Below are 13,117 nucleotides of genomic sequence, written 5' to 3'. Positions count from 1 at the left end.
TGAGGGTTGTTATGATTGAGAGAGTGTTATTGGCGGTGGACTGTTTTGAACACAGCGGCAATGCCCTGGATTTTATGGCGCGTCTGCAAGGCAGCATCGGCGGCGTGATCGTACTGACGGTGGTAGACAATGCCTTCACGCTCAGCCGCAGCGGCCTGCGTTTCGACAGCGACGAGCGCGAGGAATATCCCGCCGCCCAGCGCGAAGAGGCGCTGGCGGAAAAGCAGGTCGGACAGGTGACGCGGGCGCTGAAACAGATGGGCTTCAACGCCCAGGGGCTGCTGGCCGCCGGGGCGCCCATCGAGGTGATCCCGGAACAGATGGCGCTGTTTAACTGCGATTTGCTGATCATCTCGCACCGCCACCTGTCTTCGTTGGGGCGCTGGCTGAACGCCTCCGTCACGCGCGGCCTGCTGGATGAGATTGGCCAACCGGTATTGGTGATCCCGCGCTAAGCTATGGGTAAGGGCAGCCGCATGCGGCTGCGCGCGTTCGGCGACGAAGGCCGAACATACCGGAGGTCAACATGCGAAGTCTGGAAGATCAACTTGCCGCTTATGCCGCCTACCACCGCGATGTGCGCAATATCGCTACGCATTTTATCGGCATCCCGCTGATCGTCGTCAGCCTGCTGGCGCTGCTCTCCCGGCCGGCGTGGGGCGCGGGATGGCTGCCGTTTTCGCCGGCCTACGCGGTGGTGATCGTCGCGGCCCTCTATTACCTGCGGTTGAACCTGCGCCTTGGCGTCATGATGCTGGCGTTGCTGCTGCTGTGCCTCGGGTTAGGCGCCTGGGTGGCGTCGCTGTCGACGGCGGCGTGGCTGAGCATCGGCATCGGCGGTTTCGTCATCGGCTGGCTGTTTCAGTTTGTCGGGCACGTCTGGGAGGGGCGAAAACCGGCGTTTATGGACGACGTGACGGGTCTTATCATCGGCCCGCTGTTCGTGCTGGCGGAAGCCTGCTTCCTGGCCGGCGGGCTGCGCGAACTGGCGCGGAACATCGAACTGCGTGCGGGCAAAGTGCGCAATGCAAAGCGCTAAACGAGGCGATTCCGATAGTCAGATGAAGAGCCTCTTTCAAAGAAAGAGGCTGAATGGGTTCAGATTAGGCGTGTTGGATCAATTTCCAGGTGACGCCTTTGCCGCCATAGGGAGGCATGATATTGCCTTTGGCGATTGGCGCTGTGGTTGAGGGTTTGCCAACCACTTCCCAGACACCGCTTTCCGGGCATTTCTGTCCTGTTGAGGCGGTAGTACCAATAGGTGACTTAGACATACGATCTTTCCTTAATCAAAGCGGCGCCACCATAGCGCCGGGCATAAAGATATTTACATGTTCGCTTATATATTCAACCCATAGGGGAGAATATGGAAGATAGGCATGTTTTCTCTTTCTTATTTGGATGGTTTGACTTTTTTATTTACGTTTTTAAATTTTAAATATCAACTTATTTATCATTTTAATCTATGAATTGTAATTATTTTTTAATTTAATTGTTTTGGAAACTATCTATAAATTTTTTCAATTTCATTATGTTAGTTTGTTTTTGTGTATTCTGATATCAATGGTGTTTATTTGGTTTATATAATTCATGTCAGAATTATATAAGAATTGATTTTGTTGGTTACATTCATTGCGTGTATATCAGTGAGTTGGTAGGGCAAGGGTTTTCCATGCTATCGCCGATAACGCATAATCAGTAAGGAATATCGTTGGTTTTTCATTGGATTTATCCGGGCATGGTATGCGGAGGTTAAATACCCCAAGTGCAGAGTGATTCCCCTCGGCGCTTATCCTTCAGACGCATTAACGCCATTCTCCGCACGCATCGCCGCGATCGCGGTAAAGCAACCTTGATGCCCAATGCCGATCTCACCTCCTCACTTTTAACAAATTTGCAAAAGTCTTTTAGCCTCCTGCCTGCTTATCTTTGGTGTGATCAATGTCATACTTTCGGCATCTTAACTGTTCCCGCGCTTCGGCAGCGGTAAACCGGAGTTGTTGCATGAAAGTGAATTATCCCTTGTTAGCGCTGGCGGTGGGGGCGTTTGGCATCGGCACCACCGAATTCTCTCCCATGGGCTTGCTGCCGACCATCGCCAAAGGGGTGGACGTCTCCATTCCGATGGCTGGCATGTTGATCAGCGCCTACGCCGTCGGCGTGATGGTTGGCGCGCCGCTGATGACGCTGCTGCTGTCGCACCGGGCGCGCAGAAGCGCGCTGATTTTCCTGATGGCGATCTTTACCCTGGGCAACGTGCTGTCGGCCATCGCGCCGGATTACACCACCCTGATGCTGTCGCGCATCATCACCAGCCTGAACCACGGCGCCTTCTTTGGCCTCGGTTCGGTGGTGGCCGCCAGCGTGGTGCCGAAAGAGAAACAGGCCAGCGCCGTAGCGACCATGTTTATGGGCCTGACCATCGCCAATATCGGCGGGGTGCCTGCCGCGACCTGGCTGGGTGAAACCATCGGCTGGCGCATGTCGTTCCTGGCGACGGCCGGGCTGGGCGTGATCGCCATGCTGGGGCTGTGGTTCTCGTTGCCGAAAGGCAGCGCCGGGGCGCGCCCTGACGTCAAGCGCGAGCTGTCGGTGCTGGTGCGCCCGCAGGTGCTGACCGCGCTGCTGACGACCGTGCTGGGGGCGGGCGCGATGTTCACGCTCTATACCTACATCTCGCCGGTATTGCAGCACATCACCGAGGCGACGCCGCTGTTCGTGACGGTGATGCTGGTGTTGATCGGCGTCGGTTTCTCCATCGGCAACTACCTCGGCGGCAAGTTCGCCGACCGTTCCGAGAGCGCGACGCTGAAGGGCTTCCTGCTGCTGTTGGTGGCCATCATGCTGCTGATCCCGCTGCTGGCGCGCAGTGACATCGGCGCGGCGGTGAGCATGGTGATTTGGGGCGCGGCGACCTTTGCCGTGGTGCCGCCGCTGCAGATGCGCGTGATGCGCGTGGCCAGCGACGCGCCGGGGCTGTCGTCTTCGGTCAACATCGGCGCTTTCAACCTGGGCAACGCGCTGGGCGCCGCCGCCGGTGGCGCGGTGGTCTCCGCCGGTTTGGGCTACAGCTTCGTGCCGGTGATGGGGGCGATTATCGCCGGATTGGCGCTGCTGCTGGTGTTGTTCACCAGCCGCGCCGCTGCAAAAGTCGTTTACGCCAACGGCTAAATACGCAGATGCGGCGGGCCTGCTCGCCGCACCTACTCAAAGCCGAGCAGGCTGAACGCATCGTCCTGCGGGGCGTAACCCAGCAGGCGACGGGTCTCTTCCAACGATAAACGCGTGTAGCGGTTATTGGAAACCCCGTGCACCACCGCATATTTCACCCCTTCGACGCGAATGCAGCGTTCCAGCAGATCGGCGGCGTCGCGATGGCTGAGGAACGCGCTCATGTCGCGAGCGCTGAGCCGATCGCCCGGGCTGAGGGTGGTGAAGTTGGCGATGCGTACCGACAGGGCGGAAAGCCCTTCCTGATGGGCGAAGTAGGCGGCGATGCCTTCGCCGAAGGCTTTGCTGGCGCCGTACAGGTTCTTCGGCTTCGGCGCGTCATCCGGGCGGATTTGGTAATCGAGCGGATAGCCTTCCACCGCCTGCGCGCTGCTGGCGAACACCACCCGGCGGCAGCCGGCGTCTTTCGCCGCGCGGAAGATATTGAAGGTGCCGAGAATGTTGTTGTCCATCAACGAACCGCAGAAGTCGGCATCGGGGGAGGGATCGGCCGCCAGATGCAACACGGTGTCGATATTGGCGCAGGCCGCGCGGCAGGCATCGAGATCGGCGATGTCGAAGCTGATGACTTCGTTGCCCGGCTGCCGATCGCTCAGCAGGCTGATGTCTCGTTCCGCCAACCGTAGCGGGTAGCGATCGCCCATCGCCAGACGAAACGCCGTGGCTACCCGGCCGCCGGCGCCGGTGATCAGAATCCGTCCTACATCAGTACGCAACACCATGATGACTGCCATCCCTACTCTCGATTACGCGTTGACCAGTAATAATCCCCCGCGTGACTTTTGTCCAGTCGTTTTAATTAGTCTCTCTGATGTTTCTGTCGCCATCGTCAATTGCGCACGGTGATTTTTGCGCGGGTGAATATCGTGGGATGTTAGCGATGCGCAATCAGGTTTGGCGATCTATTTACCTTATGGATTGCGGGTTGTGACGAAAAAACGAGGACTGGCAGTGGATGAGCGAGCGCTTTGCTTTCGCTTGATAGTGAATTATTAGGTTAGTTAATCTTATGTTTTTGGGCTAAGCGGAGCGGTACTCCGCCACCCCTTTCCATTCTATCGCCTGCGCGATATATCACCGTGGCGCTGAAGCCGATAGAGGGAGGCAGGCCTTATTTGCCACCCCGGGACGGTTTTGCCCACCCGATCACAGTTCGGCAATTTGCCGGTGCAAAGCCTTGCGCCGGCAAAATCCGCGGTGTTAACGTCATAACTCAACCGATTTAGGGTTGTTACTGCTACGGCAGGCAAAACCTAAACCTCGCGTTTCTGTTCCCCGATGGGGCAGAGGCCGCGAGGTTTAGGTTTTTTTTTGCGCCGAATTCCGCCTCAGCGCCAGGCCAGTGCGGGGGGGAGCGGCAGAACGCGAAGTCTAAGGATAACCGTATGAAATATGACACATTAGCCAGTGAGATTTTGGCCGGCGTCGGTGGCCGCGACAATGTGAAAAGCCTGGTGCACTGCGCCACCCGCCTGCGTTTCAAGCTGCGCGATGACAATCGCGCCAACGCGGCAGCGCTGAAGAAAAATCCTGGCGTCATCATGGTGGTGGAGAGCGGCGGCCAGTTCCAGGTGGTGGTGGGCAACCACGTGGCGGAGGTGTTCGACGCGGTTAACCGGGTCGGCGGGTTGACCGACAGCGCGCCGAGCGACGACGCGGGCGGCAAAAAAGACAACCTGCTCAGCCGCTTTATCGATCTGGTGTCCGGCATTTTCACCCCGTTGCTCGGGGTGATGGCCGCTTCGGGGATCCTGAAAGGCTTCCTGGCGCTGAGCCTGGCCTGCGGCTGGCTGCTGGAGAGCGGCGGTACCTTCAAAATGCTGTTCGCCGCCAGTGACTCGCTGTTCTACTTCTTCCCGATCATGCTCGGCTACACCGCCGGGAAAAAATTCGGCGGCAACCCCTTCGTCACCATGGCGATCGGCGGCGCGTTGACGCATCCGCTGATGATGGCGGCGTTCGAAGCGGCGCAGCAGCCGGGGGCGGTGCGCGAGTATTTCTTCGGCATTCCGCTGACCTTCATCAACTACAGCTCGTCGGTGATCCCGATCATCTTCGCGGCCTGGGTATCCTGCCGCCTGGAGCCGCTGTTTAACCGGGTGATCCACAGCGCGCTGCGCAATTTCATCACGCCGCTGCTGTGCCTGGCGATCACCGTGCCGTTGACCTTCCTGCTGATCGGCCCGGCGGCGACCTGGCTCAGCCACCTGCTGGCCAACGGCTATCAGAGCATTTACGCCTTTAACCCGATCGTTGCCGGCGCCTTTATGGGGGCGATGTGGCAGGTGTGCGTGATCTTCGGCCTGCATTGGGGACTGGTGCCGTTGATGATCAATAACCTGAGCGTGTTGGGGCGCGACACCATGGTGCCGCTGCTGTTGCCGGCGGTGATGGGGCAGGTCGGCGCCACGCTGGGCGTGATGCTGCGCACCCGCGACGCCAAACTGCGGGCGCTGTCCGCTTCTGCCATCGGCGCCGGGATTTTCGGCATCACCGAGCCGGCGGTGTACGGCGTCACGCTGCCGAACAAACGCCCGTTCATCTTCGGCTGCATCGGCGGCGCGCTGGGCGGTGCGGTGATCGGCTACTTCCAGACCTCGGTCTACTCGTTCGGCCTGGTGAGCGTCTTCACCTTCGCGCAGATCATCCCCGGCGGCGGCATCGACGCCACGGTATGGGGCGCGATCGGCGGCACCCTGCTGTCGTTCGTGTTCGCCGCGCTGGCCAGCTACCTGTTCGGCGTCGCGCCGGCGGAAGAGACGGCGCAGCCTGAAGCCGCCGCGCCGCTTAACCGCAAACAGGCCATCCTCAGCCCGATCGCCGGCGACATCGTGCCGCTGGATCAGGTGAACGACGCGACCTTCGCCAGCGGCCTGCTGGGGAAAGGGGTGGCGATCGCGCCGCAGCAGGGGCGCGTGGTGGCGCCGGTGAGCGGCAGCGTGGCGTCGCTGTTCAAAACCAAACACGCCATCGGCATCGAATCGGACGACGGCGCGGAGATTCTCATCCACGTCGGCATTGATACCGTGAAGCTGGACGGGGCGCATTTCACCGCCCACGTGCGGGAAGGCGAGCGGGTCGCCCCGGGCGATCTGCTGATCGAGTTCGACCAGGCGGCGATCCATGCCGCCGGCTATGACACCACCACGCCGATCATCATCAGCAACAGCGATGACTACGTGGACGTGTTGACCAGCGGCCTGTCTCCGGTGCAGGAACAGGCGCCGCTGCTGACTTTATTACGTTAATTGAGGAGCAAGCGATGAACGGCAAGTTTCCGCAACATTTTCTGTGGGGCGGCGCGGTAGCGGCGAACCAGGTAGAAGGCGCGTATCAGGCCGACGGCAAGGGGCTGTCGACCTCCGATCTGCAGCCGCAGGGCATCTTCGGCGCCATCACGCCGCGCACGGCGGGCGACAGCGGCATCAAGGACGTGGCGATCGATTTCTATCATCGTTACCCGGAGGATATCGCGCTGTTCGCCGAAATGGGCTTCAAGTGCCTGCGCACCTCGATCGCCTGGACGCGCATTTTCCCGCAGGGCGACGAAGAGACGCCGAACGAAGCCGGGCTGGCGTTCTACGATCGGCTGTTCGACGAGATGGCGAAGTACGGCATTCAGCCGCTGATCACGCTGTCGCACTATGAGATGCCTTACGGCCTGGTGAAGCACTACGGCGGCTGGGGCGATCGGCGCACCATCGATTTCTTCGAACGCTATGCGCGCACCGTGTTCGAACGCTACAAGCACAAGGTCAAACACTGGCTGACCTTCAACGAAATCAATATGTCGCTGCACGCGCCCTTCACCGGCGTCGGCCTGCCGCAGGAGAGCGACAAGAGCGCCATCTATCAGGCGATCCACCATCAGCTGGTGGCCAGCGCCAAAGCGGTGAAAGCCTGCCACGAGATCGTGCCGGAGGGCAAAATCGGCAACATGCTGCTGGGCGGCATTCTGTATCCGCTGAGCTGCAAGCCGGAAGATCTGCTGGAAACCCAGCGGCAAAACCGCGACTGGCTGTTCTTCGGCGACGTGCAGGCGCGCGGCTATTACCCGGCCTATATGCAGCGCTTCTTCCGTGAAAACGGCATTCAGGTGGCAATCACCGAGGAAGATCGGCAAACGCTTCGCGAAACTATCGACTTCATCTCGTTCAGCTACTACATGAGCGGCTGCGTCACCGCCGATCCGGAGCAGTACGAGACGGCGCGCGGCAACATTCTCGATATGGTGCCGAACCCGCATCTGGCCAGCTCGGAGTGGGGGTGGCAAATCGACCCGATCGGGCTGCGCTACCTGCTCAACGTGCTGTACGACCGCTATCAGAAACCGCTGTTCATCGTCGAGAACGGGCTGGGCGCCAAAGACCGCGTCGAAGCCGACGGCAGCATCCACGACGACTACCGCATCAACTACCTCAATGACCATCTGGTGCAGGTGGCGGAAGCGATCGACGACGGCGTCGAGGTGATGGGCTACACCAGCTGGGGGCCGATCGATCTGGTCAGCGCCTCGAAGGCCGAAATGTCGAAGCGCTACGGCTTCATTCACGTCGACAGGGACGATGCCGGCAACGGCAGCCTCGCGCGCCGCCGCAAGAAGAGTTTCTTCTGGTATCGCGATGTGATCCACAGCAACGGCGCCAGCCTGAAAGACCGACGCTAACCTCTAAGCCCGGCGGCAAGCGCCGGGCGTTAACCTAACGTTATTCGCTGCTGTTCATGATGGGAAATTCTCTCCCAGGGAATGCTGTTGCCCGCAGTCAGCCGTTATGCGGAGAAATATAATAATGATGAAAAGCTTATTACCTCGTTCCATGACCCTGGCGGCGCTGGCGCTGCTCTGTAGCCAGGCGCAGGCGGAAACGCTGCAAACCGGTAAGGACGTCGAAGCCCCCACCGCCAAGTGGGAAGGGGTGGCGCTCGGCTTTGAACCGCCGCAGCCCGGGCTGTTGGGGGATATGCTGGGGATCAGGCCGATCCTGGAGGATCACGGTTTCCACTATAACCTCGGCTACCTCAGCCAGCTGTCGTATAACGCCGGCGGCGGTTATAACCACGATAAACAGGCGTCGTACATCGACCAATTCTCGCTGACCTTCAGCCAGGATTTGCAGGCGCTGACCGGCATTCCGGACGCGGCGATCGAAGGCAATATCGTCAACCGCAACCATGACAACAACCTGACCCGCGATCGCTTGCAGGATCCGCGCGTCGGCCTGACCGATCTGTCGCAGGAGAGCTTTGGCGGGCAGTCGATTACCCGCCTGGGCTGGCTGACCTTCAGCCGGTCCTTCCTCGATCGCCGGCTGCAGTGGCGCATCGGCATGATGAACAAGGTGCAGGATTTCGATCAGATCATCCCCTGCGATTTTCAGACGCTGACGCTGTGCGGCGGCAAGTCTGCCAACTCGTTGACCTGGTACAACTGGAACGTGCATTACTGGGGCACCACGCTGCAATACAAGCTGACCGACGGCCTGACGCTCAAGGGCGGCGTGATGGAGCAGAACCCGAGCGCCCCCAGCCGCAGCCACGCCTGGAGCTGGTCCACCAAGGGCAGCAAAGGCTTCCTGTTGCCGATGGAGCTGGAGCTGAAAACCCACGCCGTCAACCAGCTGCCGGGGGTGTATAACCTAGGCGTGCTGTTCACCAACGCGCGCCAGAGCGATCTTTATGAAGGGGTGTCCGGTGGGCCGGGCGCCAGCGATCCGCAGGGCTATCGCAGCCACGATCGCACCTGGTTCCTGTATACCGGTTTTAACCAGCAGGTGACGCGCCATGCGGATGACGTCAACCGCGGTCTGAGCGTGTTTTACAGCCTGGGGCTGGGGGATCAGCGCAGCAACTACCTGCACTGGTCTACCTCGACCGGCATTCGCTATCGCGGGCTGTTCGATGCGCGGCCGGACGACTGGCTGGGGCTGGGCGTCTCGGTGGTGAAGCTGAGCGACCGCTACAAAGATAATCAGCGTTATCTCAACCAAATCAACGGCGTCAGCGATTATCACGATCCGAGCTACCGGCCGGTGCCGGGCCACTCGGTGACGGCGGAGCTCTATTATCGCGTGAACGTCACGCCGTGGTTGCAGCTGCAGCCGGGCCTGCAGTACTGGCATCACCCGGCGGGCGTCAGCGAGACGCAGGACGCCTGGGTGACGGCGTTGAAAACGGTGGTGACCTTCTGATCAGGCCGCATCGCTCTCGCGGTAGCGCCGGCGGGCGTGTTCGAACCAGCTGGCGGGCACGTTGTGCGGCGGCTGCTGCAAGCGGAGCAGCCCTTGCTCAACGATATGGCTGGCCTGGCGCCACAGCGTCGGGTCGCCTTCGGTCAGCACCTCCAGCAGACGCTGTTTCTCGATCAGGTAGGTCTGAGCGAAGTGGCTGTCATAGTCCAGCAGCGAGCGGGTGTTGTCGATCAGATCCGCCAGCTTGATGGTTTTGGCCTGCGGCGATGCGCCGGCGCTGTGGCGCCGATCGCGGTTTTTGCGCTCGAAGCGGTTGCCGTCCTCGGCGCGGCTGACGTTGGTAAGCATCCGCACCAGCTCCGCCACCTTCGGCCCGAAGTGGCTTTCGATATCGCCGAGGGTGGTGGGCGTGTCTTCCACCGTGTCATGCAGCCAGGCGGCCGCCAGCATCTCTTCGGTGTGCGGCACGCTGCGCACCAGTTCCATCACCGCCTGTGGGTGGACGATGTACGGATCGTCGGTGTATTTGCGGCGCTGATCGATGGCCGCATGCGCCTTGGTGGCGTAGCGGCGCGCGCGTTCTACAAGCGTGTTTGTCATTTCCTTTCCCTCCGAGCATCCTCTGCATAAAAAAAAGGTAGCATACCTCACAAGAAATAGCTTGCGATTACATCGTGCGCTATCTATATTCAGACACATGAAAAGCACCGATACCGAACAACCCCACGCGAAGAATCTGCTGCAGCTCGATCAGCAGCTCTGTTTCGCGCTGTACTCCGCCAACCTGGCGCTGCACAAAGTCTACCGCAAGCTGTTGAGTCAGCTCGAACTCACCTACCCGCAATACCTGGTGATGATGGTGCTGTGGGAGCGCGATCGGGTGACGGTATCGGATATCGGCGAGCGGCTGTTCCTCGATTCCGCCACGCTGACGCCGCTGCTGAAGCGGTTGGAAACCGCCGGTTTGCTGGTGCGTTATCGCGCCACCGCCGACGAGCGGCAGGTGATCATTGCACTCACCGAAGCCGGCCGCGCGCTGCGCGAGCGGGCGCAATCGGTGCCCGAGGCGGTGATGTGCGCCACCGACTGCAGCCTGGACGAGATCGTCTCGCTCAAACAGCAGCTGGAAAAGCTGCGCGGAAGCCTGATCGATCAGATTTGACCCGCCGCCGCCGGACGCAAGAACGGCAGGGGTGGTCTACACTGGTTAATAAGCGTCAAAAATAAGTAGTGCGCGATTTAATCGCAAAAGATAAATATGTGACCGGCTTTACCTCGTGGAAGCCGTAGTCATCTCGCCAACCAGCAAGAAGGAATGAACGATGTCTATTGAGAAAGTGGTTTACCGCGCTCACGCCACCGCAACCGGCGGCCGCGACGGCCGTGCGACCTCCTCCGACGGCGTGTTGGACGTGAAACTGGGCGTGCCGAAAGAGATGGGCGGCGCCGGCGGCGAAGTCACCAACCCCGAGCAGCTGTTCGCCGCCGGTTACTCGGCCTGCTTCCTCGGCGCGTTGAAGTTTGTCGCGGCGAAAGAAAAGGTTAAAATCCCGGCCGAAGCGAAGATCGACGGCACCGTCGGCATCGGTGAAATCCCGAACGGTTTCGGCATCGAAGTGCAGCTGGATATCTCGCTGCCGGGTGTCGAGCGCAGCGTGGCGGAAGATTTGGTGAAAAAGGCGCACGTGGTGTGCCCATACTCCAACGCCACCCGCGGAAATATCGATGTGACTCTGAACGTTAAGTAAGATTTTTATCCTTATCGCGAAAAAAATGGAGGGTTTGACCCTCCATTTTCTTATCTGCCCCGCTTGAAAGCCGTTTGCAAAAAGCGTAAAAATTGCCCGTTTTGTGAGAATTCTCTTGATTATTACCCGCAAAATAACGCTTATTGCCGGTTGGCTGAACCAGAAGCCCTAATAAGTGTCTGACTGATCCAGAACCGCTACACCGTCCCCGGAGCCACCGCGTTACATGAACAAAGTTAAATCGCTATCACAGCAGAATTTATCGTTATTGTTAGCGATCTATATCGGCATATTTCTCAACCTGTCCGTTTTTTATCGTCGTTTTGATTCGCTGGCGCACGGCATTCAGGGGATTAAGGTGATTTCGGCGGTGACGGAAGTCATCGCTATCGTCCTGTTCACGTTCTTCATCATGCGACTGGTATCGCTCGGCGGCCGGCTGTTTTATCGCATCGTCGCTTCGCTGCTGGTGTTGATTTCGGTTGCCGCCAGCTACTACATGACGTTTTTCAACGTGGTGATCGGCTACGGCATCGTGGTGTCGGTGATGACCACCGACATCGATCTGTCGAAAGAGGTGGTCGGCCTGCACTTCGTGCTGTGGATGGTGGCGCTCAGCGCCTTGCCGCTGCTGCTGATCTGGAAAAACAGCCTGCGTTACACCCTGATAGAACAGCTGAAAACCCCCGGTCATCGCATCAAGCCGCTGCTGGTCTTGCTGGCGGTGGTGGCGCTGGTCTGGCTGCCGCTGCGCATGCTGGACGACGAGCAGAGCGTGCAAGAGAAGCTCTCCAACGTCGATCTGCCGAGCTACGGCGGCGTGGTGGCGCACTCGTATCTGCCGTCCAACTGGCTGTCGGCGCTGGGGTTGTTTGCCTATACCCGCTATGACGAAAGCCAGGATCAGAGCACGATGTTCGATCCGGGCAAACACTTCACCTACGTACCGCCGGCGGATATCGACGACACCTACGTGGTGTTCATCATCGGCGAGACCACGCGCTGGGACCACATGGGCATGCTGGGCTATGAGCGCGATACCACGCCGCGGCTGTCTAAAGAGAAGAATCTGGTGGCGTTTCGCGGCGAGTCGTGCGACACCTCCACCAAGCTGTCGCTGCGCTGTATGTTCGTGCGCGAAGGCGGCACCGAAGACAATCCGCAGCGCACGCTGAAAGAGCAGAACGTGTTCGCGGTACTGAAGGATCTGGGCTTCTCTTCCGAGCTGTTCGCCATGCAGAGCGAGGTGTGGTTCTACAACAACACCGAGGTGAACAACTATTCGTTCCGCGAGATGATCGCGTCCGAGAAGCGCAACGACGGCAAGGCGGTCGACGATATGCTGTTGGTGGACGAAATGAAGGAGTCGCTGGCGCGCTATCCGAAGGGCAAACACCTGGTGATCCTGCATACCAAAGGCTCGCACTACCTGTACTCGCAGCGTTATCCGCGCAGCTATGCGCGCTATCAGCCGGAGTGCATGGGGGTGGACGATTCCTGCACCAAGGCGCAGCTGATCAACGCCTTCGACAATACGGTGCTGTATACCGACAGCTTTATCGCCAATGTGATAGACCAGGTGCGCGACAAGAAGGCCATCGTGTTCTATGCCGCCGATCACGGCGAATCGATCGGTGAAAACACGCACCTGCACGGTACGCCGCGCGAGATGGCGCCGCCGGAGCAGTTCCGCGTGCCGATGATCGTATGGGCGTCGGACAAATTCCTTGAGAACCCGCAGCACCTCAGCGCCTTTGAGCAGCTGCAGGCGCAGCAGCGCATCGGCAAAACGCATCGCCACGTCGAGCTGTTTGACACCATTCTCGGCTGCCTCGGCTACACGTCTCCCGATGGCGGCATCGTGGATAAAAACAACTGGTGCCATCTGCCGCAGGATAAAACGGCGCCTGCTAGCCTGTAGTAACCCCTCCCGCCGGGTGCCTGCCTTGC

Annotated in this window: 12 protein-coding genes; 9 read left to right on the top strand and 3 right to left on the bottom strand. The window is 59.6% G+C overall.

Annotated features, from left to right (window positions below):
* Positions 1 to 11: 11 nt before the first annotated feature.
* Positions 12 to 455, top strand: coding sequence for a universal stress protein (locus ACJ8HB_RS14850; protein WP_033636596.1), 444 nt, complete (start codon positions 12 to 14; stop codon positions 453 to 455).
* Positions 456 to 526: 71 nt separating this feature from the next.
* Positions 527 to 1,039, top strand: a complete 513-nt coding sequence (locus tag ACJ8HB_RS14845; protein WP_047569878.1) for an Mpo1 family 2-hydroxy fatty acid dioxygenase — start codon at positions 527 to 529, stop codon at positions 1,037 to 1,039.
* A 64-nt stretch (positions 1,040 to 1,103) separates the two neighbouring features.
* Here ACJ8HB_RS14845 and ACJ8HB_RS14840 read toward each other — a convergent pair whose 3' ends face one another.
* Positions 1,104 to 1,274 (bottom strand): hypothetical protein, encoded by a 171-nt coding sequence (locus tag ACJ8HB_RS14840; RefSeq protein ID WP_162846235.1) that lies wholly within the window; start codon positions 1,272 to 1,274, stop codon positions 1,104 to 1,106.
* A 730-nt stretch (positions 1,275 to 2,004) separates the two neighbouring features.
* Here ACJ8HB_RS14840 and ACJ8HB_RS14835 point away from each other — a divergent pair.
* Positions 2,005 to 3,171, top strand: coding sequence for an MFS transporter (locus tag ACJ8HB_RS14835; protein ID WP_047569876.1), 1,167 nt, complete (start codon positions 2,005 to 2,007; stop codon positions 3,169 to 3,171).
* 32 nt (positions 3,172 to 3,203) lie between these two features.
* Here the strand turns inward: ACJ8HB_RS14835 and ACJ8HB_RS14830 are convergent, their stop codons facing one another.
* On the bottom strand, positions 3,204 to 3,953 hold the full coding sequence (locus ACJ8HB_RS14830; RefSeq protein WP_094860112.1) for an NAD-dependent epimerase/dehydratase family protein: 750 nt from the start codon (positions 3,951 to 3,953) through the stop codon (positions 3,204 to 3,206).
* A gap of 663 nt (positions 3,954 to 4,616) precedes the next feature.
* Here ACJ8HB_RS14830 and bglF point away from each other — a divergent pair.
* The 3 genes from bglF (at position 4,617) to ACJ8HB_RS14815 (ending at position 9,419) form a co-directional block, all read left to right on the top strand.
* Complete coding sequence (bglF, locus tag ACJ8HB_RS14825; protein ID WP_060424169.1) at positions 4,617 to 6,479, top strand: PTS beta-glucoside transporter subunit IIABC; 1,863 nt, start codon at positions 4,617 to 4,619, stop codon at positions 6,477 to 6,479.
* Between the two features lie 14 nt (positions 6,480 to 6,493).
* Positions 6,494 to 7,897 (top strand): glycoside hydrolase family 1 protein, encoded by a 1,404-nt coding sequence (locus ACJ8HB_RS14820; RefSeq protein ID WP_041037251.1) that lies wholly within the window; start codon positions 6,494 to 6,496, stop codon positions 7,895 to 7,897.
* A gap of 151 nt (positions 7,898 to 8,048) precedes the next feature.
* Positions 8,049 to 9,419 (top strand): carbohydrate porin, encoded by a 1,371-nt coding sequence (locus tag ACJ8HB_RS14815; RefSeq protein ID WP_370739134.1) that lies wholly within the window; start codon positions 8,049 to 8,051, stop codon positions 9,417 to 9,419.
* Here the strand turns inward: ACJ8HB_RS14815 and ACJ8HB_RS14810 are convergent, their stop codons facing one another.
* Positions 9,420 to 10,019: an HD domain-containing protein gene (locus ACJ8HB_RS14810; RefSeq protein ID WP_033636604.1), complete on the bottom strand. Its 600-nt coding sequence runs from the start codon at positions 10,017 to 10,019 to the stop codon at positions 9,420 to 9,422. It abuts the gene before it with no gap.
* 97 nt (positions 10,020 to 10,116) lie between these two features.
* Between ACJ8HB_RS14810 and ACJ8HB_RS14805 the strand changes: the two genes are divergently transcribed.
* The 3 genes from ACJ8HB_RS14805 (at position 10,117) to eptB (ending at position 13,088) form a co-directional block, all read left to right on the top strand.
* On the top strand, positions 10,117 to 10,581 hold the full coding sequence (locus ACJ8HB_RS14805) for a MarR family winged helix-turn-helix transcriptional regulator (protein WP_033636605.1): 465 nt from the start codon (positions 10,117 to 10,119) through the stop codon (positions 10,579 to 10,581).
* A gap of 160 nt (positions 10,582 to 10,741) precedes the next feature.
* A complete protein-coding gene (locus ACJ8HB_RS14800; protein WP_016929533.1) occupies positions 10,742 to 11,167 on the top strand; it encodes an organic hydroperoxide resistance protein in 426 nt (141 codons plus the stop codon).
* A gap of 226 nt (positions 11,168 to 11,393) precedes the next feature.
* Complete coding sequence (gene eptB, locus ACJ8HB_RS14795) at positions 11,394 to 13,088, top strand: kdo(2)-lipid A phosphoethanolamine 7''-transferase (RefSeq protein WP_033650007.1); 1,695 nt, start codon at positions 11,394 to 11,396, stop codon at positions 13,086 to 13,088.
* The last annotated feature ends 29 nt before the right edge of the window (positions 13,089 to 13,117 follow it).

The organism is Serratia sp. CY27727 (assembly GCF_052169275.1).
Classification (GTDB): domain Bacteria; phylum Pseudomonadota; class Gammaproteobacteria; order Enterobacterales; family Enterobacteriaceae; genus Serratia; species Serratia sarumanii.
The sequence above is the reverse complement of the archived record's forward strand: the minus strand, read 5'-3'. Positions and strand labels throughout refer to the sequence as shown.

What these genes read in the sequence shown, in the direction of transcription:
- ACJ8HB_RS14850 (WP_033636596.1), top strand. Translation starts at nt 12, where the DNA reads ATGATTGAGAGAGTGTTATTGGCGGTGGACTGTTTTGAACACAGCGGC.
- ACJ8HB_RS14845 (WP_047569878.1), top strand. Translation starts at nt 527, where the DNA reads ATGCGAAGTCTGGAAGATCAACTTGCCGCTTATGCCGCCTACCACCGC.
- ACJ8HB_RS14840 (WP_162846235.1), bottom strand. Translation starts at nt 1,274, where the DNA reads ATGTCTAAGTCACCTATTGGTACTACCGCCTCAACAGGACAGAAATGC.
- ACJ8HB_RS14835 (WP_047569876.1), top strand. Translation starts at nt 2,005, where the DNA reads ATGAAAGTGAATTATCCCTTGTTAGCGCTGGCGGTGGGGGCGTTTGGC.
- ACJ8HB_RS14830 (WP_094860112.1), bottom strand. Translation starts at nt 3,953, where the DNA reads ATGGTGTTGCGTACTGATGTAGGACGGATTCTGATCACCGGCGCCGGC.
- bglF (WP_060424169.1), top strand. Translation starts at nt 4,617, where the DNA reads ATGAAATATGACACATTAGCCAGTGAGATTTTGGCCGGCGTCGGTGGC.
- ACJ8HB_RS14820 (WP_041037251.1), top strand. Translation starts at nt 6,494, where the DNA reads ATGAACGGCAAGTTTCCGCAACATTTTCTGTGGGGCGGCGCGGTAGCG.
- ACJ8HB_RS14815 (WP_370739134.1), top strand. Translation starts at nt 8,049, where the DNA reads ATGACCCTGGCGGCGCTGGCGCTGCTCTGTAGCCAGGCGCAGGCGGAA.
- ACJ8HB_RS14810 (WP_033636604.1), bottom strand. Translation starts at nt 10,019, where the DNA reads ATGACAAACACGCTTGTAGAACGCGCGCGCCGCTACGCCACCAAGGCG.
- ACJ8HB_RS14805 (WP_033636605.1), top strand. Translation starts at nt 10,117, where the DNA reads ATGAAAAGCACCGATACCGAACAACCCCACGCGAAGAATCTGCTGCAG.
- ACJ8HB_RS14800 (WP_016929533.1), top strand. Translation starts at nt 10,742, where the DNA reads ATGTCTATTGAGAAAGTGGTTTACCGCGCTCACGCCACCGCAACCGGC.
- eptB (WP_033650007.1), top strand. Translation starts at nt 11,394, where the DNA reads ATGAACAAAGTTAAATCGCTATCACAGCAGAATTTATCGTTATTGTTA.